General features: G+C 38.5%; 17 protein-coding genes and 3 pseudogenes. 19 read left to right on the top strand and 1 reads right to left on the bottom strand.

The genetic code is table 11. The annotated features are described in order from the left end of the window. Positions 1-43 precede the first annotated feature (43 nt). From CD138_RS10875 to CD138_RS10820, 12 genes and pseudogenes are all read left to right on the top strand, one after another. The gene (locus CD138_RS10875) at positions 44-3,751 is read left to right on the top strand and encodes a lectin-like domain-containing protein (protein WP_258026513.1); all 3,708 of its coding nucleotides are present in this window, start codon (positions 44-46) and stop codon (positions 3,749-3,751) included. A gap of 113 nt (positions 3,752-3,864) precedes the next feature. Further along, the gene (secY2, locus tag CD138_RS10870; RefSeq protein WP_019167682.1) at positions 3,865-5,088 is read left to right on the top strand and encodes an accessory Sec system protein translocase subunit SecY2; all 1,224 of its coding nucleotides are present in this window, start codon (positions 3,865-3,867) and stop codon (positions 5,086-5,088) included. Between the two features lie 3 nt (positions 5,089-5,091). After that, positions 5,092-6,657: an accessory Sec system protein Asp1 gene (gene asp1 / locus CD138_RS10865; RefSeq protein ID WP_019167683.1), complete on the top strand. Its 1,566-nt coding sequence runs from the start codon at positions 5,092-5,094 to the stop codon at positions 6,655-6,657. Further along, the gene (gene asp2 / locus CD138_RS10860) at positions 6,641-8,203 is read left to right on the top strand and encodes an accessory Sec system protein Asp2 (protein ID WP_019167684.1); all 1,563 of its coding nucleotides are present in this window, start codon (positions 6,641-6,643) and stop codon (positions 8,201-8,203) included. Before asp1 ends, asp2 begins: the two co-directional genes overlap by 17 nt. Next, a complete protein-coding gene (asp3, locus tag CD138_RS10855) occupies positions 8,193-8,732 on the top strand; it encodes an accessory Sec system protein Asp3 (protein WP_019167685.1) in 540 nt (179 codons plus the stop codon). Before asp2 ends, asp3 begins: the two co-directional genes overlap by 11 nt. A 14-nt stretch (positions 8,733-8,746) precedes the next feature. Beyond that, positions 8,747-11,137: an accessory Sec system translocase SecA2 gene (secA2, locus tag CD138_RS10850; RefSeq protein WP_019167686.1), complete on the top strand. Its 2,391-nt coding sequence runs from the start codon at positions 8,747-8,749 to the stop codon at positions 11,135-11,137. A gap of 13 nt (positions 11,138-11,150) precedes the next feature. Then, complete coding sequence (gene gtfA, locus CD138_RS10845; protein ID WP_019167687.1) at positions 11,151-12,662, top strand: accessory Sec system glycosyltransferase GtfA; 1,512 nt, start codon at positions 11,151-11,153, stop codon at positions 12,660-12,662. Beyond that, positions 12,655-13,995: pseudogene (gene gtfB, locus CD138_RS14775) on the top strand (accessory Sec system glycosylation chaperone GtfB). Before gtfA ends, gtfB begins: the two are co-directional and overlap by 8 nt. Before the next feature lie 55 nt (positions 13,996-14,050). Beyond that, entirely contained in the window at positions 14,051-14,557 is a 507-nt protein-coding gene (locus tag CD138_RS10835) for a Rossmann-fold NAD(P)-binding domain-containing protein (RefSeq protein WP_019167690.1), read from the top strand. A 32-nt stretch (positions 14,558-14,589) separates the two neighbouring features. Next, positions 14,590-15,872 (top strand): annotated as a pseudogene (locus CD138_RS10830) (nucleotide sugar dehydrogenase). Positions 15,873-15,961: 89 nt separating this feature from the next. Beyond that, positions 15,962-16,048, top strand: a pseudogene (locus tag CD138_RS10825) (helix-turn-helix domain-containing protein); the annotation flags it as partial. Between the two features lie 186 nt (positions 16,049-16,234). Beyond that, entirely contained in the window at positions 16,235-17,368 is a 1,134-nt protein-coding gene (locus CD138_RS10820; protein ID WP_019167691.1) for a Fic family protein, read from the top strand. Positions 17,369-17,720: 352 nt separating this feature from the next. Here CD138_RS10820 and CD138_RS10815 read toward each other — a convergent pair whose 3' ends face one another. Then, positions 17,721-18,494 carry a PhzF family phenazine biosynthesis protein gene (locus tag CD138_RS10815; RefSeq protein WP_019167692.1) on the bottom strand — a complete coding sequence of 258 codons (774 nt, stop codon included), beginning with the start codon at positions 18,492-18,494 and terminating at the stop codon, positions 17,721-17,723. Between the two features lie 145 nt (positions 18,495-18,639). Between CD138_RS10815 and CD138_RS10810 the strand changes: the two genes are divergently transcribed. The 7 genes from CD138_RS10810 (at position 18,640) to CD138_RS10780 (ending at position 25,315) form a co-directional block, all read left to right on the top strand. Then, a complete protein-coding gene (locus CD138_RS10810; protein WP_019167693.1) occupies positions 18,640-19,113 on the top strand; it encodes a DUF2975 domain-containing protein in 474 nt (157 codons plus the stop codon). Between the two features lie 338 nt (positions 19,114-19,451). After that, the gene (locus CD138_RS14270) at positions 19,452-19,628 is read left to right on the top strand and encodes a hypothetical protein (RefSeq protein WP_155961034.1); all 177 of its coding nucleotides are present in this window, start codon (positions 19,452-19,454) and stop codon (positions 19,626-19,628) included. A 9-nt stretch (positions 19,629-19,637) separates the two neighbouring features. Then, positions 19,638-19,841: a helix-turn-helix domain-containing protein gene (locus CD138_RS10800; RefSeq protein ID WP_019167695.1), complete on the top strand. Its 204-nt coding sequence runs from the start codon at positions 19,638-19,640 to the stop codon at positions 19,839-19,841. A gap of 589 nt (positions 19,842-20,430) precedes the next feature. After that, complete coding sequence (locus CD138_RS10795; RefSeq protein WP_019167696.1) at positions 20,431-21,366, top strand: amidohydrolase family protein; 936 nt, start codon at positions 20,431-20,433, stop codon at positions 21,364-21,366. A 227-nt stretch (positions 21,367-21,593) separates the two neighbouring features. Further along, positions 21,594-22,760 (top strand): ArgE/DapE family deacylase, encoded by a 1,167-nt coding sequence (locus CD138_RS10790; RefSeq protein WP_019167697.1) that lies wholly within the window; start codon positions 21,594-21,596, stop codon positions 22,758-22,760. A 197-nt stretch (positions 22,761-22,957) separates the two neighbouring features. After that, on the top strand, positions 22,958-23,452 hold the full coding sequence (locus CD138_RS10785) for a peptide-methionine (S)-S-oxide reductase (protein WP_019167698.1): 495 nt from the start codon (positions 22,958-22,960) through the stop codon (positions 23,450-23,452). Between the two features lie 498 nt (positions 23,453-23,950). Then, positions 23,951-25,315, top strand: a complete 1,365-nt coding sequence (locus CD138_RS10780; RefSeq protein WP_019167699.1) for a trypsin-like serine peptidase — start codon at positions 23,951-23,953, stop codon at positions 25,313-25,315. Positions 25,316-25,402: the final 87 nt, after the last annotated feature.

The following is a 25,402-nucleotide window of genomic DNA, read 5'->3' as shown; positions in this document are numbered from 1 at the left end:
TTGGGTGAGATCAGGTATTAAGGCATTTAAGTTATTGCACATAATGGGGTTACCTTTATTAACAAGTCGTTCAATTGAAGAAGATGATGAATGTAAAGGGAATGTCATTAAAAGACATGTCATCAAAGTGTCTACGCTTGCGGGTGGTGTTTTAACAGCAAATGCGTTTCAAGGTCACGAAGCAATGGCGGCTTCTGAACTTCCGTTAACTTCGAAGTTGTCTACACAGAGTGAGGCTGTCGCAAACCAAAATTCAACAGTGTTAAGTCAACATAGCAATTGTGAAAGTGAGACCGTATCGTCAGAATCAGTTCAAAGTTCTGAACAAAATGACGTGACTACACATACGCAAACATCGGAAAGCGATAGTGTGTCATTAGTAGAAAGTCAAAACGTGCGTACATCAGCGCGTGAAAGTCATAGTGAAATGGCATATCTAAAAACTTCAGAAAGTGCACATGCGAAAGATAGCGCAATAACCTCAGAAACTCATAGTGCGCATACTCCAGAGCGCCAAAGTATGAAAGCATCGCACAGTGAAAATACGATACAACATAGTGAATCCGCAGAAAGTCATACATCACCTCATGCGCATACAACAACGAAAGCGCCGTCGCACGAACATCACACTATGGACTCTAGTGAAAGTAAAGAAAATGACGCCACATCTTTTTCAAAAACTGGAGAAAAAGGTTCAAGCAAACCACAACATAGAACATCCACTACAGCACATGATGCTACAACACAGCACGCACAATCGATATCACAGAACAAGGCACGTTCATCAGTGACAACAAGTGCGTCAGCGTCTAGCCTAAGTCAATCTCTTCATAGTGAAGTGCCTATGAAAACAGTGACAAAGGTATTCAAGCCGACCACATGGGTGTCTTCAGAAAGTGTAGCGACACCAACGACTACGAGTGAATCGCATCACACGAAAAGGACTCGAAAAGCAAGGTCGGTAAGTCATTTAACGACAACACGAGATACAACGTCAAGGGCATCGGACCAAGTTATCGTGACGCGAGATAACTTTAAAAGTAACTTTACTCCAAGAGGGACAGCGTATTATGTGCCGGAGACAGGCATTGTCACTTTAACGTCTGACGCACGCGACCAAAGAGGCTCCATTACGCTTGGTTCCAGAGTTGATTTTGGGAAAAGCTTCGAATTAGTCGGTGCTGTCAATCTGGGGACGCGATATGAAGGGCATAGTCCAGACGGTGTACTAGGTGGTGATGGGATTGGTTTTGTTTTTTCACCTGGTCCTTTAGGTGAAGTTGGGAAGAAAGGGGCAGCTGTTGGTTTTGGTGGTTTGAATAGTGCGTTTGGTTTCAAGTTAGATACTTTTCACAATTCAACGCAACCGAAAGCCGGTGACGATGCCAATGCAGATCCTCCAACTGTCGGCGGCGGTGGTGCTTTTGGTGCTTTTGTGACAACCAATAAAAGGGGCGTTGCGGTAACCTATACAGAGGGGACGACGACAGCGACAGCAGCTAAATTACACAAGCAACCGAATGGCACTTTCGAGCATTTCCTTATTAATTATGACGCTACCACGAAAGTGATGACCGTCGTTTATGCGAATCAAAAATGGTCGAAAGATATTTCAGAGTGGCTTTTAAGAAGTGGAAATACGACCTTTTCGTTCTCGATATCAGCATCAACTGGCGATGCACGAAATTTACAACAAATTCAAGTAGGTTCGCTTTACTATACTGAAGCCGCCGTTACGCATGTGCATTATTTCGATGCAGATACAGGCCAAGAAATTATAGCGCCGAAAAAGATTGCCGGTAATGTAGGTGATGTTGTGAACGTCGATCAGCAAAGGAATGCATTATCAGCAAGAGGCTATCGATACGTAAAATTTTACAGTAAAGATGCACCAACTTATAATGCGTCAAAAAATACGGCGCAACTAACTGGGGCAGGGCAAACGATGGTCTTCTTTTATAAAGATGTGACAGCTCCGAGATTAGATATGCCGACACAAACGAAAGAGCTGAATAGTCCGATTACGCCGATTACAGTGAACACAACAGATAATGGGACAGGACATGTGAAAAATATGGTGGCCGATTTACCACCAGGACTAAAATTCGATGAGGTAGATAATGTGATTACGGGGACACCGCTCAAGTTAGGTACATATAAGGTGACTGTGACCTCTATTGACGACGCGGATAATTTTGCTACTTCTACGTTTGATTTCAATATTATTGATACGACAAATCCGATTGTGCAAGTTGACCATCAATTCAATGAAGTTTTTGACCCGATTAACGAGGTCGAGATAAAGACGATGGACAATAGTGGAACGACGACAGATACAGTGACAGGCTTGCCACCAGGTCTAACATACAATCCTGAGACAAAAAGGGTTAGCGGGACACCAATGCAAATCGGTGAATTTACGGTTACTGTAACGTCTCAAGATTCGAGCCATAATACGACGAAAAAAAGTTTTGTATGGACGATTGAAAGAAATGTTGAAAGTGACTCCATTTCTAATTCACAAAGCACGTCATTGAGTGAGTCCAAGAGCATGTCAACATCAAATAGTCTGAGCACTTTGTTGAGTGCGATTAAGAGAGTGTCAGAAGCGGAAAGTACCTCTGTTTCAAATAGTATGTCAATGAGCGACAGTAAATCTGAAAGTGCTAGCGTATCTCTATCCAATAGCATCAGTGATTCAGAAAGCACTTCAATCAGTGACAGCATTTCTGTATCGAATAGTGCGTCCACTTCCAATAATTTAAGTCTTTCATCTAGTGAATCTATGAGTGGTTCAGTGTCTGATAGCGACAGTATCTCACTTAGCGAATCGATAAGTACTTCCATGTCAGGCAGTACATCAGTAAGTACAAGTCTTTCTAAGTCTTATAGTACAAGCACATCATTGAGTCAATCGGAAAGGCTCTCAACTTCAGCCAATGCATCAATGAGTGTTAGTACATCTGAATCGTCAAGTGGCAGCACGTCGTTAAGCAATTCAATCAGTATCTCGCTCAGTGAATCAGCCAATAATAGTACATCTGTTTCTAACAGTGGTTCTATTTCAGGCAGTACGAGTGCATCGTTAAGTCAATCAACAAGCACATCATTCAGTCTTTCAGTGAGTGATAGTATAGCTATTTCTGATTCGCAAAGTACGCCAACAAGTAATTCAGTATCTGCAAGTGCAAGTACATCAACGCGTGCATCAGTCAGTCAGAGTCATTCTCTTTCAACGAGTCAAAGCACATCGACAAGTGAGAGCGCTTCAGTTTCCACAAGTCTCTCAAGCTCTGAGAGTGTGTCTATGGCAAGTAGCGCGAGCGTATCAACCAGTCATTCCGATAGCTTAAGCACATCGACAAGTGAGAGCCTGTCATTAAGTGGTTCAATGTCACACAGTACGTCGACAAGTGTCAGTGGTTCACTCAGTACATCGAATAGCACAAGCACGAGCATAAGTAGTGCACATTCCACAAGCCATAGCGAATCTGTTTCTGATTGTCTGCAACATCATTCAACAAGTGAAAGCACATCACAAAGCATGCATCCAACAACGAGTGAAGCCATCAGTCAACAGCCAAGTGTAGTACCAAAGCATTATTCACCTCAGTCATTACCAAATACAGGTACAAAAGACACATCAAAAGATATATTCGTTGGCTTGTTATCAGCCTTGTTCGGTTTAGCATTATTCGGCAAAGCTAAAAAAGACAAAAAAGATAAAACGACACGTAAGAAAAACAATTAATGCAATATCCAAAGAGGCGAAAGCAACGTTATTTTCTAAAGGACACAAAGAACATTAAAAAATAATGCAGGCTTTTGTCTCTTCTTTATTAGTTCATTAAAAAGAGGAAAAATATGGGAACATTGACAAGTTTGAAGCATATTAAAACGAAAGAATATAAAGTTTTATATCAACGTCTTTTTTTCACATTGATGGTCATTATCATTTTTATGTTTGGGAGTCACATCACTTTGCCAGGAATAAAAGAACGCACGCATACGCCACATCACTTGTTAGATTTAGCGCTGTCGAATGTGGGTGGTGATGTACATACGATCAACATTTTTTCTCTAGGGCTTAGTCCGTGGCTTACAACGATGATTGTTATGGCACTGTTGACCTATCGCAATATCGAAAAAGAAAAGTTGGAAACACGTATAGAACGTCATTTTAAAGAGCGTTTTTTCACAATACTATTGGCCGTGATTCAAGGATGTTTTGTGCTCAATCAATATTATGGCACGCGCCACGGTATTCATATCGGTTTGTTGTTGCTCATTTTAGTGACAGGGACGATGTTACTCGTGTGGCTAGCGGATCAAAATACTGTGTATGGCATCGCGGGTCCAACGCCGATTGTGCTCGTCGGTATCATCAAGTCCATTTTTCAACAGCAACAGCTTCAACGATTAGATGCTTCTACAGTCATGATAGGTGTGATGCTGATGTTCATCGTGTTGGTGTTGTTAGTATGGATAGAGTGCATCGAGTATCGCATGATTTATCAAGATATGATGAATGTGACGCCAAATCCAAAAGATACGTATATTTCGTGGAAGCTTAATTCTGGTGGAAGCATTGCGATGATGTTTAATTTTACATTATTTTTCATCGTAGGAATGATTGCTCATTTGATAGGAAGATGGGTGACAGGAAATGTAACCTATCAATCCCAATTTTTAGAATTAAATCATTCAACGGGCGTTGTCATGTTTCTCGTGATGTTCATCATCCTGAACTATATTTTGTCTAAATTGCTGTTGAATACGAAGCGTAAGGCGAGAGAATTTCAAAAAAATGGGCATTATATTGAAGGGATTTATCCAGGAAAAGCGACAGAGAAATATTTAAACGGCATGTCTAGAAAAGTGAGTTTGGTAGGTGCGTGTGTATTATGTTTGATGATCAGTTTGCCGTTACTGACTTCTATCGTGGTGCCTAATATGACAAAAGAGCTGTCAGTGTTTACGCAATTTGTCATTATGATTTACATGACGATTAATATGACCGAAACGATACGCACTTATTTATATTTTGATCAATATCAGCCATTTTTGGACAAGTACAGTAAGGAGTGAGCTATGAAATATTTTGTTCCAGCATGGTATGGCCATGACAAATGGTGGTGTCAATTAACTGAGCCATTTTATGTCAAGCATAGAAAGATACAATTTGATGACGCAATGAGTTTAATGACGATGCATGCGCAAAATGACGCACCATTTAAACTGTTGCATTTAAGTTATCAACCGCATTTAAGAATGTTTTTACACAAATATGATTTGTATGAAGCGGATATTTGGTCATTATTTGATGAGATTCAAGGCTTTGATGATGCACCTTCACGTTCTTTTCAATTTGAGGATTTGACGTGGCCAGATGATGCAGAATTTGTATTTTCGCCGTATATGATTCAAGTGATAACAGAAAATGGCATATCCAAAGTGTATTTTAATCAAGATGGCTATTTAATTTGGCTCGATGACTTTGAACAGTGCCAACAACAACGGCGATTTATTTTTGATGAGCGTGGTTATTTGAGTGCTATTCGTTATTATGCAGATGGTGTAGCGAACATACAAGACTATTTAACGACAACGGGAAAAGTTATACTGCGAGAAAATTTACTGACAGATCAAGTGAAAGTGATGCCACCATTTCAACCAGAGTTTGAGGTGCCCATGTACGATTCGATGGCAACGCTGATTCAAGAACGGTTTGAGCACTATTGTGCACGGCATCTAAATGGAACGGATCAGCTGATAGTGTGCGCACATCCCGAGCACAATGCGATATTTCAAAGTGTCTCAACGGATGTTACCGTGGGCTATTCGATATTTAGTAAACGAAATGGGACGTTAGATGATGCCTTTATTCAGTCGATGACACACGGTTCGAAATGGTTGGTGGATACGTCGGAAAATGAAGCACGTTTAAAGACTTTGTTAGCACAGCATACGCATCAAGACGACATTTTAAGAATCACGCCGTTTGAAACACAGCAACTGCCGAATTTAAGCAGTCAATTACATGAAACGTATATTGGCATTTGGATAGACGGGATGCAGGATGAGAATTTACAACGTGTATTGCGTCAGCTCACAGACTACATTCAACCCTATCCATCTTATCGGCTCGTATTATTGACGCAACAAGATGAGGCGAATGTAAATGATTGGATTCGACAAATTATGCACGAAATGAATAAGCGTCATAATGAAAAAGCTGTGAAAGATAAAGCGAAAGCGGAGTTGATTGAAGCGAAAACGCCGACACCATTTGAGGAATTGATTCAACTTCAATCTGTGCCGTATGAAGATGAAGTGCGCAAAGCTTTGACACGTTTACGCCTTATCATTGATTTGAGTGAGCAACCCGATTTATATGTCCAAATTGCGAGTATCAGTGTGCGTATTCCACAAATTCACATGATTCAAAGCCCTTATGTGACAGATTCTAAAAATGGCATCATCATCGACCGTTATGAGGCACTTGATTCAGCGCTCGATTACTTTTTAAACACATTAAAACATTGGAATACAGCCTATACATTTAATACAAACATCATTGAAACATTAAGTTCTGAGCGCATGATTGAACAATTGAATCAATTTTTAGAAGGTGGTAACGATGGGACGACCGTTTAGTGTATTACAAGTTGGTGGGCGTGATTTGGATTATTTATTCGAACAAAAGTCTGATGTGTCATGGAACTATTTGGATGCGCAATTGTTTCATCATGACAGTGATTGGGTTGAAAACATTGAGGCGATGTTTGAAGCAGTAGGGTCATTTGATCTTGTATTCATTCAAACCCCCTGTACTGAGCCATTGAGTGAACTCTTGACTCTTGTGTGTACACCATACAACACGCTCGTGGATTATCATTATTGGCAAACGGGATATAAGGCGTTAGAAATAGTAAAAAAATATGACGTTCGACCGATTCACTACGCAGATGAAGCGGCGTTACACGATAAATTATTGGCACTTTCATTTCCCGGGCAATATGGCGATAAAGTCAGTCCAGCACATACGCACATGCATACGTCTGACGCAGTTAACGTGACGTATTATGGCCATAAAGAAGTCCAGTGTGAAGGAGATTTTGGTGATACATTTCGCCCGTTGCTCAGTTGGCGTCAAAATTTAGTATATGACCGTGATAAAGTCATTGAAATATGGCCTGAATTTTATACAGAAGGAGACGTTGAGCTTGAATACGTTGTCCGTTTATTGTCGTTAAATCCTGAAGAAGGGGTGTTAGAGACCCTCATTTTAGACGAACAAGAATTAGCAGAACCGTTTTACTTAACACGACGTCCGTATACCGCATATATTGCTGTTGCGATAAGAGCACGTTACAGCGGTGTTGTACATATTGGAGCCGTACATAAGCGCTTGTCCCGCATTGAATTTGGACAGTTGTTATTAGGGGGTGCGCGTTTTGTGGATGAAAGGCGCGAGGAATTTTTCTACTACTTTAACCCTGGTGACTTTAAACCCCCATTAAATGTCTATTTTAGTGGTTATCGTGAGGCAGAAGGATTCGAAGCGTATTATTTAATGCAACAACTTGGCGCGCCGTTTCTACTCATCAGTGATCCGCGTATTCAAGGCGGTGCGTTTTATTTAGGATCGACCACGTTTGAAAATGGTATAAAACAAGTCATCCAAAAAACTTTGGAAATACTCGGATTTAGTTACGATGCGTGTATTTTTTCTGGTTTATCAATGGGGTCGTTTGGTGCGTTATATTACGGTGCACAACTCCATCCGAAAGCCATCAATGTTGGAAAGCCACTCGTGAATATCGGGACCATTGCACAAAATATGAAGTTATTACGGCCACAAGATTTTGAAACAGCATTGGATATTGCGCTCGCCCACCAGTCTGAAGTGGTTGACCCTGACATACGTATGTCTAAGCTGAATCAGAAATTTTGGGACGTATTTACAAATAGTGACTTGTATCACACTTCTGTAGCGATGACTTATATGGAACATGATGATTACGACCATGCCGCATTTCATGATTTACTCCCGGTACTCAGTCGACAACATGTCCATTTAATGAATAAAGCGGTACCCGGTCGACATAATGATGACACGACCACTGTAGTGAATTGGTTTATGAACTTTTATCACATTTTATTGAAAGATCATTTTGGGAGAGATGTTCATGCAAACTAAATACGCGATGCCGATTCTATGGCGCAATACGAATAAAGAAACGTATCAACACGGCTCTCGGATTCAATTTCATTCAAACGGGACGTATTTTGAGAATCAACTGATGCCGTCAGGGTTACAAATTCATTTATGGACGATGACGACGCAATTTGATCAAGACGGCTGTACACCGAATCTCCCTATTTTAAAGAGAGGGGGTCATTATCGTCTGATATTTGAAGTAGAGGCACATCCTGTAGAGAGTGTCTATTTCATTCTTACCTTTTATAGAAAGAACGACACGAAAATCAAGCAGTTAATGATGAATCATGGTCCAAAAGACTTCGAATATCCGAAAGAGGCATATCGCTATGATATTCGAATGATGAATGCATCGTGTCATCGTCTGACATTTAAACGTATGGTATTAACAGAAGTACAGCTTAATGACGACATCCAGCCCACACTTGCTTGCTATGACGACATGGTAAAACAAGTGAATCATATCATTCAACGGACACGAGCACTTCAAAATGCGAATTCGTTTTAGAAAGGGGGGCGACCATGCGTCTTCATCTTAATACAACCATCAACCGTATGCGTCTCAAGAAATTAAATAAAATGTTGAAACAAGTGAATCATTACAGTGAACGGATGGCCCAATATTCAGATGCAGAACTACAACAGAAGACGATTGAATTTCAACGGCAGTTACGTGCGCATCAAGTGACTTTAAACGACCTGTTACCTGAAGCTTATGCTGTTGTACGAGAAGCGTCACGTCGTATTTTAGGTAAGTACCACAAAGATGTTCAGGTGCTCGGCGCGATTGTGATGCATCAAGGGAATATTGCTGAGATGCAGACAGGCGAAGGGAAAACGTTAAGTGCAACAATGCCGTTATATTTAAATGCATTAGCAGGGAAGTCTGTATTTTTAATTACGACGAATGATTATTTAGCAGAGCGGGATTATTTAGAAATGAAGCCGTTATACAACTGGTTAGGCTTATCGGTCTCACTTGGTTTTGTAGAAAATGCAGACAATCCCGTAAGTAATATAGAAAAGCAAAATCTTTATCAACATGACATCATTTATACGACGAACGGCCATTTAGGGTTTGATTATTTAATCGATAACTTAGCGGATACGTTGGAAAGTAAGTTTTTGCCTGAATTGTATTATGCGATTATCGATGAAGTGGACTCGATTATTTTAGATACGGCACAAACCCCACTCGTCATTTCTGGTGCACCACGTGTTCAGTCCAATTTGTTTGATGTGGTCAAAGCGTTTGTTGCGACCCTCAAAGTAGACCAGGATTTTAAAATGAAAAAGACGAAGCGAGACATTTGGTTGACCGAACAAGGTATTGAGAAAGCGAATGTGTATTTTAATGTCACAAATCTATACGACAGTTCCAATTTTGACCTTGTTCGCGTGATTCATTTATCTTTACGCGCAATCTATTTGTTGGATGTGAATTTAGATTATATCGTCTTGGATGGTGAAATTATGTTGATTGACCGTATTACGGGGCGGATGTTGCCTGGAACGAAAATGCAAGCGGGTCTCAATCAAGCTTTAGAGGCGAAAGAAAAATTGGACATTTCCAACGATATGAGTGTGATGGCGACAATTACTTTTCAAAATTTATTTATGCAGTTCGAACGTTTTTCTGGCATGACAGCGACGGGAAAACTGGCAGAGAAGGAATTTTTTGAGTTGTATTCGAAAATCGTAGTTCAAATTCCAACTGCGCGTCCTGTCATTCGTGAAGACCTTCCAGATCGTGTGTTTGTGAATATTCATGATAAAAACAGTGCAATATTAACAGAAGTGACTCAGTTACATGCACAAAAAAAGCCTGTGTTACTCATTACAAGAACAGCTGAAGCGGCAGAATATTTCTCAAATGCGTTGTTTAATTTGCACATTCCTAATAACTTGCTCATTGCACAAAATGTCGCTAAAGAATCGCAAATGATTGCTGAAGCGGGTCAGTTGCGTGCAGTGACTGTAGCGACGAGTATGGCAGGAAGAGGGACAGATATTAAATTAGCGTCGGAAGTCTATGCACTTGGTGGCTTAACAGTGTTGATGCATGAACATATGGAAAATAGTCGTATCGATAGACAGTTGAGAGGGCGTGCAGGACGACAAGGTGATCCGGGACAGTCGCAAATATTTATCTCGCTTGATGATGACTTAGTTGAACGTTGGAGTGATGCCAAATTAACAAAAAAGGAGAGATTAATGTCACAAGATCACGATGATTTAAGTGAAAGTCTGCTCTTTCGACATCAAGTGACACGGATTTTAACTAAAGCCCAACGTGTTGCAGAAGAACAAGGAATGAAATTAAGAGCATTGGCAAATGAGTTCGAAAAAAGTATGAGCATCCAACGTCAACTCATTTATCGTGAGCGAAATCGGATTTTAGAAAGTGCACAGATGGAGACGTTTAATTTTGAACAGATAGCACGAGATGTATTTCATCACCATTTTAAGACATCGGGCACTGTGACTTCTTCTGATATTTCGCAATATATTTATCAAAATTTGAGTTTTAGTGCTGTAGATGTTGAGGTTAAAGCTGCGACAACGCATGAGACTGCAGTGATGACATTATTAATGGCGCAATTTAAGCAACAATTCGCGAAAAATAAACAGAAAATTAACGATGATGCCTTGTTTCAACAATTTTTACGTAAAGCTGTTCTTAAAGCGATCGATACAGCATGGATTGAACAAGTGGACTACTTGCAACAATTAAAAGCGAATGTCAATCAACGCCAAAAAGGACAACGTAATGCGATGTTTGAATATCATAAAGTCGCCTTAGAGTCATTCAATCGTATGTTGTGGGAAATCAAGCATCGTATAATTAGAAACGTTTGTTTAAGTATGGTGGATCAACAAAAAAATGGAGACTTAACGATTCATTTTCCTTAAAAGGAGGTGCGGTATGACAATTTATAATATTAATTTTGGCATTGGTTGGGCGAGTAGTGGTGTGGAATATGCTCAAAGTTATCGTGCCCAACTGTTGCGTCTTTGCAATGAGGATGCGAAATTTATATTTTTGGACTTTATCGCTTCTGAAAATATTCAAACGTTAACCAACAACCTCGGTTTTAAAGATGAGGAAATCATTTGGATCTATCAATATTTCACAGATATTCCTATTGCGCCAACGACATATACACTTCAAGATCTACAAAATGAACTTGGTCAACCGGTGATGTACGTTGAAGACATGGGCGAAATTCAGCGACTATATTTTCATCATCCATCACAAACATTTGTGACGTGCTATTTAAAAAATGAAGGAGAGCCGTATGTTGATCGTGCTGAATTTGTAGTTAACGGAAAGCTTATACGAAAAGATTTTTACAGCTATGTGCGGACATTTTCAGAGTATTATGCCCCGAGTGAGCAGCATGCTAAATTGTATATGCGCCAATTTTACAATGAAAATGGCACTATTGCGTACCAAGAAATTATTGATGAGGATATGCACATGTATCACTTTCAAGACGCCATTTTATACAGTAAAGAAGAACTTGTGGCCTATTTCATTCAAAAATTAAATTTAACAGCAGCTGACATCATCCTTTTAGATCGTGCGTCTCATATCGGTCAAGCCGTACTTCAAAACAAACAACAGAGTCGTGTAGGCGTTGTTATCCATGCAGAACATTTCAGTGAGAACGCGACAGATGGGACACATATTTTATGGAACAATTATTATGAATATCAGTTTAAAAATGCGAGGTTTATCGATTTTTATATTGTTGCAACTGAATTGCAGAACACCATTTTAACAGAACAGTTTCGTCAATATACCGCGGACGACCCACGCATTTATACGATTCCGGTTGGGAGCTTGAAGCAGTTAACATATCCAACCAAAGATAGGACACCTTATACAATCATTACAGCTTCAAGGCTAGCATCGGAAAAACATGTCGATTGGATTGCACGTGCTGTCATTAAAGCAAAAAAACACGTTCCAGAGCTTCAGTTTGATATTTATGGTCAAGGCCCTGAACATGAATGTATTCAAAAAGTGATTCAAGAACACAACGCCGAAAATTATATTCATTTTAAAGGACATGTCGACTTAACACATATTTACGCGCAATATGAATTGTTTGTGTCGGCATCACAAAGTGAGGGTTTCGGATTAACTTTAATGGAAGCAGTCGGTTCGGGGCTCGGTATGATTGGTTTTAATGTTAATTATGGTAATCCAACCTTTATTCATGACGGTCAAAACGGTTATTTACTTGATACGTTAGCGACGAACGAAACGATAGACGCAATGACTGATCGTATGGCCGATAAAATTGTTCAATATTTTCATCACGGACCTAAATCCCCACACGAGACGTCTTATGCGATTGCGAAACATTTTAAAACGACTGAAATTGTGAAGCAATGGCAAAACTTATTGGAAGAGGTGCGCGATGATTAACTTATTTGAATATTATCACGAACCGACACGATTATTACATCAAACATTGATTCAAGCAGGTTATGAAAACTTCACAATTTGTATGGAAGATGATGGTTTTTTACCAGAAAATGTTACCTCACCTTATCAGTTTTTTGCGGCGAATCAATTATACGAAGACGACCAACCGAGATTTTTTAATGATGTTGACATTCCACCATATTGGGAAATTGTAGGAGACGCCCATACTGCTAAAATTATAAATATGGGACAAACACGTGGTGAAATCATGTATCGCCCGAACTATAAAACGAGAATTGTGAGCCACGTGCGTTGGTTTGATCAGAGTGGCCGATTACGTTCGATGGATCACTATACGGACAGAGGCTTTAAATTTGCTGAAACGATTTATGACTTAGCAGGAACAGCTATTTTCAAAAAGTATGTGACACGAGATAAGAAAGATATCATTTACGAAAATTACGTCACAGGCGATTACGTATTGGACTGGTAAGGTCAAACCTATTTCTTTGATTCAAAAGTCGCGTTTATCACTTTTTATTTAAAACAGATGCAGCTTGAGTTAAGCGATATTGTCATTAATTCATTATCAACACCATTTTTAGTGCTCTATCATATGAATTTGAATGGTCGGGGTGTGTTGTTTTGGCAAGAAGAGAGTCAAGGTCACGTTCCAGGCAATATGCTGACACTTTTGAATCAAGAACAAAGCCAACGCTTCTCCGTGATGATTCCTAATAGAAAAGAGTATGAGAAAATTGTGGCGCAACTGTCACCCCAACAAGCAGAATATGTGCACGCGGCTGGTTACTTATATCAATTCAACAAAAAGAATCAACATACGAAGCACGTCTTAACATTAACGAATTCAGATGATATCCCTCACTTAAAAGATATTGTTTCTGCACATCCAGAATGGCAGTTTCACATTGCTGCACGGACTGAAATGTCATCGAAGTTAATGGCTTTTGAGCAGTTTCCGCAGGTGAAGTTATATCCGACAGCAAACAAAGACACAATCGCGCAATTGTATCAGCGATGTGACATTTATCTCGATATTAACCGTGGAAATGAAGTAGAAAATGCGATTTCGCGTGCTTTTCATCATCAACAGCTTATTATGGCATATGATGAAACTACACATCATCGTCCGTTGACTGCACCGAGTCATATTTTTTCTGTTCATGAATATAAGAAATTGAATAAAATTTTAGACGAAATTGGCGATGACCCTCGAGCATTTGAACAAAGAATGTCAGAGCAACGCCAACATGCCCACTACATTAAGCCTGATATTTTAATTCATTTGATAACAAAAATATTTCGAATATAATTCAAAAATAGTGAATGATAGAGAAGACATCCTTTACATTTTGGTTATTACCAACGTGGAAAAGGGTGTTTTTATTTGTGAAAGTGATACATTTAAAGTCGCAATTGTAAGAGCGCCGATGATTTATGGTGCAGATTCCCCGGGAAATTTTCAACGGTTAATGCAACTGTCAAAAATGGTCCCTGTATTACCACAAATAGAGAATCAGCGAAGTGCACTGTATATTAAGCACCTTACAACTTTTATCACAGACTTAATCACATTAGAAAGTGCAGGGGTGTTTCACCCACAAGATGACTTTTATTTTGAAACGACAGCTGTCATGCGTGAAATACGGCGACAATATGAACTGAAAACGTTGGAAATATGGATACCTAAGCGGTTAAATCGTTATTTAAATCAGATTAAGCTTTTCAAAAAATTGTTCGGTCATTTAACCTATGCGAATGATTTGTATCACGATCATCAAATTCAAGAGCGCGTTTCTGGTGAGATGGCAGAAGTTATGAAAGAGATTGTAGAAGTGACAAAGAAAAATCAGTCAAAAGTCATCAAAGGTTAGACATACAAGTGACATTTATTGGAGGTTAGAAGATGAAATTAACTGTAGTGGGATTAGGATATATCGGCTTACCAACCGCAATCATGTTTGCGAAAAATAATGTAGATGTCCTTGGTGTAGATATCAATCAAAAGGTGATTGATCAATTACAAGATGGCCAAATCAGTATTGAAGAACCGGGCTTACAAGAAGCATATCAAGAAGTGTTGGAAACAGGTAAATTAAAAGTGTCTACAACGCCAGAAGCATCAGATGTTTTTATCATTTCCGTGCCGACACCTAATAACCAAGATCAATATAAATCTTGTGATATATCAATTGTGATGCGCGCTTTAGATAGTGTATTATCTCTCTTGAAAAAAGGAAATACGATTATTGTGGAGTCCACGATTGCGCCCAAAACGATGGATGATTATGTTAAACCAGCCGTGGAGGAGAGAGGATTTACGGTCGGAGAAGATGTCTACCTTGTGCATTGTCCAGAAAGAGTATTACCAGGAAAAATTTTAGAGGAATTGGTGTACAACAATCGCATTATCGGCGGCGTGACAAAAGCATGTACGGCAGAAGGAAAACGTGTATATCGTACTTTTGTTAAGGGTGAAATGATTGAAACGGATGCACGTACAGCTGAAATGAGTAAACTGATGGAAAATACCTACAGAGATGTTAATATCGCACTTGCCAATGAACTCACTAAAATCTGTCAAAATTTAGAAATTAATGTAATCGATGTTATCGGTATGGCAAATAAATACCCACGTGTGAACATTCATCAACCTGGGCCAGGTGTTGGAGGACATTGTCTGGCAGTAGATCCGTATTTTATTATTGCGAAAGACCCTGCAGACTCCCAATTGATTCAAACAGCTCGGGGCATTAATAATTCCATGCCAGCTTATGTTGTCAAACAAACGAAAAGCATTCTTAAGCTGTTGAAAGGCCATAAAGTCACAGTATTCGGTTTAACTTATAAAGGTGATGTTGATGATATTCGAGAGTCACCTGCATTTGATATTTATCGACTATTATTACAAGAGCCAGACATCGAAGTGCGTGCGTATGATACCCATGTGAATTTGGATTTTGTCGATCAAGATATGGCACAAGCTGTCGAAAATGCGTCCTTGGTCCTTATTTTAAGTGACCATTCAGAATATAAGGGGCTCAAAGAGATGACTTTAAAAGTATGAAACATAAAGTTATTTTTGATACGAAAAATGTAGTGAATTCAAAATTTGAAGAGGTCGCATACTATCATTATGGCAACCTATTTGAACTTGAAAAAAATTTAACTGACAAAAATAAAATGTGAGAGAAACCCCATAAGAACCAGTGTCATCACGGACTTCTTTATCAATGCAAAATCACTTTTCTATGATAATATTTTCGGTTTGATTGAAAGAGGCCGTGCGCTTCAGTACTTTAGAGGCGATTTGTAAATATTTAGAATGCCAACCCGGTGATATGATTGTTTATGAAGCGTCGTAATTAGTCCTTCTAAGGTGAGTTAACACAAGGGTGCGTGTGTAACAATGGGGGTTGAAAAAATGGGTGTATGCTGGAGAAGTGTTAATATGACAAGGTTTTTCTAATGATAAAGTATAATTCAGAACAAATTAATACCCTTTCTTAACTCAAAATATTGTATAATTTGCGTTAAGAGAGGTGTTTTTAATGACATTACAAGGTATAGATTTCTTACCACCACAAGTGACTTTAGAAAATGCTTTAGATTTATATAAATCAGTTGCTGAAATCAATAGTTTAATGGGCGCATTAAATACTCAAATCAATCAGTCACTGGTCAGCACACAAATGATCCAACTATTGACGTTATCTGAATCGGTACAATCTACAAGAATTGAAGGGACTCAGGTCACTTTTCTAGACATTATCGAGGAGACACCTAATGAACAAAAAAGTACTGAAGTGACTGAAGTTCTTAACTATAAAGATGCATTAGATTATGGTGTCATGCAAATTAAAAATGGAAATCCTATTACGACTCGGCTGATTCATGAATTGCACAAGATATTGATGGGACGGAACACAAGAGGAACGACTGTCTCTTCAGGTGAATTTAGAAAGATACAAAATTTTATTGGTCCAAGTAATGATATTAAAGATGCTGTATATATACCAGTTCCTGCACATGAAATTGATGCATATATGACGAATTGGGAACATTACATCAATCGTGTAGGCCATCAGAGCTTTAAGAAAAAACCAAATCAAGGCTATACATTTTTAGATGAGCATTCTGATCCGCTGATTAAAACTGCAATTATGCATGCACAGTTCGAATCCATTCACCCTTATCTTGATGGTAATGGTCGACTCGGTAGAATTTTAATTGTATTGAATATGATGGCTGAAAGTGCTGTAAATGCGCCAATATTCTTTGTAAGTGAGGAGTTAGAAAGAGAAAGGTTAAGATACTATAATTTGTTGAATAGTGTGAGGGGATCAAATGCCGACTGGTATAAATGGATTCAGTTTTACTTACGAGCGTGCCAACGAATGATTCTTAATCTACAAAAGAAGCTAGAAAATATTGAACAACTGGCAAAGGACGGGCTTAAAAAAATTAATGGTGCGGCTGGTTCAAAAATCATAGATGTGTGGTTTTATACATTTACGACACCTAATGTAACTGTGAAGTATGCTGCCAAAAGTTTGAATATCAGTGAAAATACTGCCAGAATGCATCTGAATACACTTGTTGAATTAGGTATGATTGATGTAGATCACTCAAGAAAACGTAATAAAGTATATGTGAATTATGATTTACTACAAATTCTAAGATAAGTTAACACAAGGGTTCGTGTGTAACGCGAGTGCTCAAAAAGACCTAAAACAGTCCGAAACGTTGATATGACAGTATTTGCCAAAATAAGTAGTGAAAATCCCACATCCCTCTTAACGCAAAATTTCGTGTTTTTTGCGTTAAGGGTGATGTGGGGATTTTTTTATTAACGTAACAATACAACAAAACCTCTATTCATTTTGGTCTTAACCAATGTGGAAGAGAGTATTTGTGTATGTGCTTTGTCCAATCTAAAAGAGATAAAGTTTTAGTTTTGATGCATATAAGAGAAGCGTTAAACCACAGCGCTTAATGATTGATGAGTCATATTGCTTCGATTCACGTCTCATTTTATTAAATATAAAGCTCACTTTGTGCAAATAGCACGGCTTCTCCAGCCAATGTCAGTACACCATCTTTGAATGTGGTATAAAGCGTACCACCACGTGATGAAGCTTGATATGCCAAGACCTCTGTTTGATTTAACTTTTTAGCCCAGTATGGCACAATATGACAATGTCCTGAACCACATACTGGATCTTCTGCAATACTGTGTTTTGGTGCAAAGCTTCGTGAAACGCAATCTGTGTCAGTACCTGGTGCAGTGACATGCACGAGCACGCCGTCGAGTTGTTTGACTTTCTCGATGTCAGGTTTCAAATGGATCACTTGTTCACTGTTTTCAAAGACACATAATAAATCTCTTCCTAAGTAAACTTCTGTGGGTGTAGCCCCCAACGCATCAATTATTGCTTGAGTCAATTCAACGCGCTTTAAGTCGAACGGTGGAAAAGTCATGCGATAAAGGTGCGCTTCTCTTGTGACCGTTAAATCGCCACTTAATGTTGAAAAAGTGACCTCTTTAAGGGAGGCATCTACTTCATTCATGAGGATAAACGCGGTTGCTAATGTCGCATGGCCGCATAAATCAATCTCCCCTCCAGGTGTAAACCAACGCAATTCATAATTCCCATTTTGTTTTACCGAAAAAGCAGTTTCAGATAAATTGTTTTCTTGTGCAATCAATAACATCGTTTGGTCGTCCAACCATTCATCTAAAATACATACTGCTGCAGGATTCCCACTAAAAACACGATTGGTAAATGCATCCACTACATATTGTTTCAAGCTAACCACTCCCTACACATGTTAAATTGAACACCATTATACTAAATAGTTACATGCAAATGGAATCTATTTTTAAAATATTTATTGATTATCGATAAAAATGGTGGTATGATTTTATCGATAATCAATAAAAGGAGAGGTTTCAATGAAAATACCAAAACATATGAGACTGATTCAAATACTAGCTGTCATCATGTCTATCTTATATCTTGTTGGAGGAGTTAAAGACTTAATTCATTATTATCAATTGCTTGAAACGTCAATTTGGCACGCGCCATTACAATATCAACTTTATGCGCTAGTGTATACTGTACGGTTACTGATACTTGTGGGGGTTTTTGTCTTAACCATCATACTGATTAATGATATATACAAGAATTTTGAGTTTTCAGCTCAATCACACATGAGAATTTTGTACATTTCTCTCGGTATCATGATATTTTCGGCTATCAGCTTTTTATCCAATCCACTTCAAATTGAGCCCAAATACATGAAAGTCCTTAATATGCAAGATTTATCTGATACACTTTTAATGGTACTCGGAACAGTGACGCTCATTTTTGGTACTATTTATGAGAAGTCACGGAAACTCAAAGAAGAAAATGATTTGACGATATAATAATTCAAATAGATCAAATTGAAATAAAGGTAGTGATAAATGTGACAAGGAATATTAAATTTCTAAAATGCACTTTAGCAGTATTAATCATTTTATTTGTATTGCTTTCAATAAAAAATTTGTTCAAGTATAGCCAATTGTTTGATGACGGAATTTGGCATGCATCAATATCGTATCAGCTTTATGCCCTTGTATATGTGATACAAGTTATCTTAGCTTTAGTTGTTTTTATATTCGTATATCAAATATTTAGTAAAGTAAACATAAATACCAAATTTAGATTTTCAGATAAGATACACGATAAAACGTTGTATACTTCGATGTGTATTTTAATTTTTGTGTCTCTTCATTTTTTGATAGATTTCTTACATGTGGATGAAGCCATCGTTAACGTATTAGATATTGACAACCTGATTGCAACTTTACTTGTTGTTATTAATTTATTATTGCTCTCATTTACTACGATTTATAGAAAATCTCAAAAGATTAAAGAAGAAAATGATTTGACGATATAAGGAGTCATCATGATTAAAATAAAGTTAGATGAAGTGTTAAAAGAAAAAGACGTCTCGCTTACTGAATTGTCCAAAGCCGTCGACGTGACCATTGCGAACTTATCCATTTTAAAGACGGGGAAAGCAAAGGCTGTGCGCTTCAGTACTTTAGAGGCGATTTGTAAATATTTAGGATGTCAACCTGGCGATATTATTGTTTATGAAGAGTCGTAATATTATTTCTAGTTCTAAGATAAGTTAACACAAGGGCTCGTGTGTAACATGAGTGTTCAAAAAAGACCTAAAATAGTCCGAAACGTTGATATGACAACATTTCTCAAAATCAGTGGTCAAAATCCTGCATTTTCTTAACGCAAAATTTCGTGTTTTTTGCGTTAAGGGTGATGTGGGATTTTTTATTGGAGACAAAAATCAACGGATGAAGTTGTAATGTCAGCGATGATATTGTTGTCAACAGGCTAAGAATCGTTGTTTGAGGTCGTGAAATTTTAAATATATAATATCAAGTGTATTTCATATCATTGTTAATAAAAAATATTGTCAAAAGTAATTTCGTTTAATAATGAATAACATCTTGCTATCAAAAGTTCGGGGTGTGTGAGATTGATGATGATATGACATGCATATTAAAGGTTGTTGTATCCGGGTGAGTGTGGCTGTTTGCATTGAGGGAAGACTGCCGGCGCTCTCAATTTGGTGAATAAAGCGATGCACGACACGTTTTAAGGTATGACTGTTCAGAAACCTTGGCTCAGTGACAATTTTTTATTAAACACATATTAAAAAGAAAGAAGTGTGTCTCATGAAAAAGATTGATTTACATTCACATTATTTCTCACCAGGTTTTATTCGCTATTTAGATACGTATTTTGATGGGAAGGGTGCAGGTGTTGCGACGCCTTCATTTTCTATCGAGGCGTATTTGAAATTTATGGAAGAAATGGAGATTGATTATGGGGTGTTGTCTATTGCGGGACCTCATCATAGTGCTGTGCCAGATGACGTTATGGTTGAAGTCAATGAAGAAGTCAATGCTTATGGTGCTGAGCTGTCGAGAAAATATCCAGAACAGATTGGGCTTTTTGCGTCACTGCCGATACCTCTCGTGGATGCATCAATTCAAGCGATTGATAGAGCTTTAGATGTGCACGGTGCGGTAGGTTTTACGCTTCCGACACATGCGCGTGGTATCTATTTAGGAGACCCGAGCTTAGATCCGATTTTTGAGAAACTCAATGAACGTCACGCGGTTATTGCCATTCATCCTAACGAACCTCAGCCGATCAATGAATCAATCAAACAAAAAGTCTTTACCCCATTGATGGAATTTTTCTTTGATACGACGCGTGCTATCGTCTATATGAATCAAAACCGAACATTCAGTAAGTTTCCTAACGTTAAATGGATTGTCCCACATAGCGGTGCATTACTCCCAGTGATTGCGCAACGGATTGATATGGGAAATGCCATTTTTGAATACGAGGAACAACCGGATGATATTTTGGAAACCATGCACAATTTGTACTTTGATTTAGAAGGTAAAGTGTTACCTCAACAGTTACCGATGCTCCTTCAAATGGCAGATGAAAATCGCATTGTCTATGGCGCAGACACACCATACACGATTGCGCCAGTTGTCAAAAAGTTAACAGACGAAATTTTAACAACGGACCTTATCACGGATGAACAAAAAGAAAAATTCATGTATAAAAATGCTGAAACGTTGTTAGGACGATAAAATCATTAACATAGCAAACACTTTTGTGCCTCATCTTGCATAGAAGTGTTTTTTAATTTCATATGTGAATGAAGAAAAGATACGTTCTGTTTGGTTAGATCAGCGCCCTAAATTGTAATTCGATACTCTTTTTGAGACAATTAGGTTGTTTAGTAAGTGTTAAAGTTGAGGATATTTTTAGCACAACACGAATCCACTTAACACATTTTTGAAGGGGAGTGAAAGCAATGCCTGTTTTAAGCCAAGATGAAAGCATTCAAATTTTACGTGACCTTATTGAAATGCAGTCAGTCAACGATCATGAGCTAAAAGTTGCCCAATATTTACACGATTTGTTTGAGCAGTATCAAATTAACGCGCAAATCATCAAATTAGAAAATAGTGAGACACGTGCAAATTTAGTGGCAGAAATTGGCTCAGGTCAACCTGTACTAGCTGTTTCAGGACATATGGATGTGGTTACGGTTGGCGATATTGCGACATGGCACTATGAACCTTTTCAATTAACAGAGGATGACGCAGGTCGATTACACGGACGAGGTACAGCAGATATGAAAGCAGGCCTCGCAGCACTGGTCATAAGCATGATTGAAATTAAAGAAGCAGGATTATTGAACAAGGGCACAATTCGCCTTTTAGCGACTGCGGGAGAAGAAATTGAGAGTGAAGGCGCTGCATTATTACAACAACAAGGTTACATGGACGATGTGGATGCATTACTCATCGCTGAACCTTCTCAAGAGGGGATGTATTACGCGCACAAAGGTTCCATGCACGTCGAACTGACATCTAGAGGCAAATCAGCGCACAGTTCGATGCCAGAATTAGGGATTAATGCCATTACGCCTGTTGTCAACTTTATTTATCACTTAAATGAAGCATTTCAACACGTTGATCAAAAAAATGACATTATCGGTAGACCGACGTTAGCATCGACTGTTTTTAACGGTGGCGATCAGGTGAACTCTATTCCAGACAAAGCGACGGCACTGTTTAATGTGCGTACCGTTTCAGAGTTCAATAGTCAAAGTTTTATCGATTTGTTTGAGTCCATTCAACAACGTGTAACGAATAAAGATGAACAGTTGACGATTCAGCCCTATGGAGACCGTGCGCCCGTCGTCACAACAGGTGAAAATGCATGGGTCGATTTAGCGCAAAACTTAAGTGAAAAATACTTTGGTGAGAGAGTCAAAAAAATCGCTGCGACGGGTGTGACAGATGCATCATTATTACTAAAAGATAAAGACGAACATTTTTCATTCGTGACTTATGGTCCAGGGCGAATGTCACAAGCGCATCAAGTCGATGAATATGTCGAAAAAGATGTCTATTTAACATTTATTGAGCTATATCAAGACATGTTCACAACGTATTTGAATCATGAGGCTTAAGCGCACATGATGCATCATTTTTGTATCACGGCGAGTGAGACTCGAAATGATAAAAGGCTTGGATGATATGACGTCCAAGTCTTTTTGGGCTATAAAGATTGGGTCAGAAAATGCTATGCGGCATGATTCTCGACGCTCTCATTCAAGAACAGTTTTTAGGTTAAGTTACAGCAAAAACTACAATAAGGAGGGATTCAATGGAAACGATATTTCTTGCAGGCGGATGCTTATGGGGTGTCCAAGCCTTTGTGAAAACATTACCCGGCGTCATCACAACAGAAGCGGGGCGTGCAAATGGGACGACAAAAACGTTAGACGGCCCGTATGATGGCTATGTCGAATGTGTTAAAACAACATTTGACCCGTCACAAGTCGACGTTACAGCATTGATGGGTTACTTATTTGAAATTATTGATCCATATAGCATCAACCAACAAGGAGAAGATGTCGGCCCGAAATATCGGACGGGCGTGTATAGTGAACGGCCCGAACATTTAGCTGAAGCACGACAATTCATTCAAAATCGAGCTGATGCAGACCGTATCGCTGTCGAAGTGAAGCCACTCACGAATTATATTCCGAGTGCAGACATCCATCAAGATCACCTCGACAAATATCCGAATGATTATTGTCACATTCCAGATGCATTAATGAAAAAGTATCCAGGAACAAAAGGAATCGCTTCAAATTAGAGACAACATTTGATTTGTCGATAGTGAACGACACCTCAAAAATTAGCTTTTAGGGCTGACTTTTGGGATTCACTTCATAGTTTGATGACCACAACACGCTTGATTAATGAAACTTCCATTATGCCAACACGGGATTGTACTGTAAGGTCGTCCACATGTTGGCGTCTTTCATAGAGTTCACTTTTGTAGACGCTTCTAATTTTATTTTTTCTTCTTATTGCCAAAAATTGATAAGGAAAATTTTCTCGATTTGATATTTCTAAGTTACACACATTTTAGTGCGATGACATTAAACAAAGTGCGATGAATTTGAAACACTAAAACGCACAAAATAAAATAATAAACATTTCAATGTGTTATTGAATATTATTTGTACAGGTGCTTATAATGTAATTGCATAGATAGCATGCATGTTAATCGTGCTAAGCGCATAGTGATGAAAAGCCTTATAAAAGTAAATCATGATATGGATAGATAACATCGAGTGAGGGATTAAAAATGAAAGTCAAATTAAGAGTGATTTTACTGAGCGCTGTTTTAATGTTCGTCGTATGGTTGAGTGGTAAATCCACAGTTTTTGCCGAAGTAAATGTCGTTGCGAGTGATGGTATTATCGAAAACCAATATTATCCAGAAGGTATAGAATTGAATCCAGAAACATTGCCAATCACAGCAACAGAAAAGCCATCATCAGGTCCTTTAGAAATAGACCAAAGCAAAGTGAAGCCGATTGAATATTTGTATCAAAATGGTATTGAAAGAGTATTTGGAGAAGATCAACGTCAACCCGTAACACATCATTTAAAGTCGCCTTATAAACAAGTGGTGCTGTTAAATATGACATTTCCGAATGGGAAAACGTATTCAGGTTCAGGGACGATGATCAGTGAAGATACGGTATTGACTGCAGCACATAACATTTATGCGCATAACGTCGGATGGGCAAAAGAAGTGACGGTCTATGCGGGTAAAAAAGGGAACCAATATACGATAGGTAAGGCCAAATCGAAAAAAATATGGACGTTTAAACAATGGATTGATTCAACTGATCAAAACTATGACATCGGTGTGATTAAGTTGGATTCTAAATTAGGAAAAAAGACAGGGACATTAGGCATCACATCTCGAATTAAGGAAGGCGAAAAAATAGAAATATCTGGATTCCCTGGAGATAAACCTGGAGAAATGCAGTATAAATCAACGGGTCATTTGAAAAAAGTAACTGACAATATTTTGTATTATGATGTAGACACCTATAACGGTCAAAGTGGTAGTGGTGTGAGAAATAGTAAAAATCAATTGATTGGTGTGCATACATTCGGTGGAGAGGAATACAATGGTGGTGTCAGACTCAATGCTTTAAAAATTGATTACATTAAACATTGGATGGGTACACCTGTCGCACATCCTTATCATAAATTTGTGAAATTGAATCATCCGCAAATTCCGATTTGGACAAATTTAGAACTTACATTAGGTGAAGGTTCTGGTAGTGTCAAGATGGGAGAGGTCTACTTTGCGAAATACGCTTACAACCATCCTGATGGCCAGAAATATTATTCCCTTTATAAAACAAATGGTGAGTGGATAGGCTACACGAATGGTCATTCGATTGCACCGATTAAAAAAGCAACGGCACAAAAATTCAATCAACAAATCAAAGTCAATAAAGGCAAAATTACAGTTTGGAAAGGCCTTCAACTCAAACAAAAAGTGTCCACAAAGCATATTAAAGCGGGTCATCAATACAACGCGAAAGAAATTTATTACCATCCGAATGGTAAGCAATACTACGCTTTATATGACAAAAAAGGAAAGCGGATAGGTTACATCGATAGTCGTATCGTCACTGTGGTGAAATAAGCGATGAGGTTGGATAACAATAGTTAAAAAGCATCATCACATTTACACGTCAAACATCTCATTAAAAAGCGGTAGTTTAGAGCTACC

The organism is Staphylococcus intermedius NCTC 11048 (genome assembly GCF_002902385.1).
GTDB classification, from domain to species: Bacteria; Bacillota; Bacilli; order Staphylococcales; family Staphylococcaceae; genus Staphylococcus; species Staphylococcus intermedius.
This window is presented reverse-complemented; position numbering and strand designations above follow the sequence as displayed.

Excerpts from the sequence above, each read along its gene's own strand:
- CD138_RS10790 (WP_019167697.1), top strand. The coding sequence starts at position 21,594 with ATGCCTGTTTTAAGCCAAGATGAAAGCATTCAAATTTTACGTGACCTT.
- CD138_RS10820 (WP_019167691.1), top strand. The coding sequence starts at position 16,235 with ATGACATTACAAGGTATAGATTTCTTACCACCACAAGTGACTTTAGAA.
- gtfA (WP_019167687.1), top strand. The coding sequence starts at position 11,151 with ATGACAATTTATAATATTAATTTTGGCATTGGTTGGGCGAGTAGTGGT.
- CD138_RS10810 (WP_019167693.1), top strand. The coding sequence starts at position 18,640 with ATGAAAATACCAAAACATATGAGACTGATTCAAATACTAGCTGTCATC.
- CD138_RS10780 (WP_019167699.1), top strand. The coding sequence starts at position 23,951 with ATGAAAGTCAAATTAAGAGTGATTTTACTGAGCGCTGTTTTAATGTTC.
- CD138_RS10800 (WP_019167695.1), top strand. The coding sequence starts at position 19,638 with ATGATTAAAATAAAGTTAGATGAAGTGTTAAAAGAAAAAGACGTCTCG.
- CD138_RS10795 (WP_019167696.1), top strand. The coding sequence starts at position 20,431 with ATGAAAAAGATTGATTTACATTCACATTATTTCTCACCAGGTTTTATT.
- CD138_RS10875 (WP_258026513.1), top strand. The coding sequence starts at position 44 with ATGGGGTTACCTTTATTAACAAGTCGTTCAATTGAAGAAGATGATGAA.
- asp1 (WP_019167683.1), top strand. The coding sequence starts at position 5,092 with ATGAAATATTTTGTTCCAGCATGGTATGGCCATGACAAATGGTGGTGT.
- asp3 (WP_019167685.1), top strand. The coding sequence starts at position 8,193 with ATGCAAACTAAATACGCGATGCCGATTCTATGGCGCAATACGAATAAA.
- secY2 (WP_019167682.1), top strand. The coding sequence starts at position 3,865 with ATGGGAACATTGACAAGTTTGAAGCATATTAAAACGAAAGAATATAAA.
- asp2 (WP_019167684.1), top strand. The coding sequence starts at position 6,641 with ATGGGACGACCGTTTAGTGTATTACAAGTTGGTGGGCGTGATTTGGAT.
- secA2 (WP_019167686.1), top strand. The coding sequence starts at position 8,747 with ATGCGTCTTCATCTTAATACAACCATCAACCGTATGCGTCTCAAGAAA.
- CD138_RS10785 (WP_019167698.1), top strand. The coding sequence starts at position 22,958 with ATGGAAACGATATTTCTTGCAGGCGGATGCTTATGGGGTGTCCAAGCC.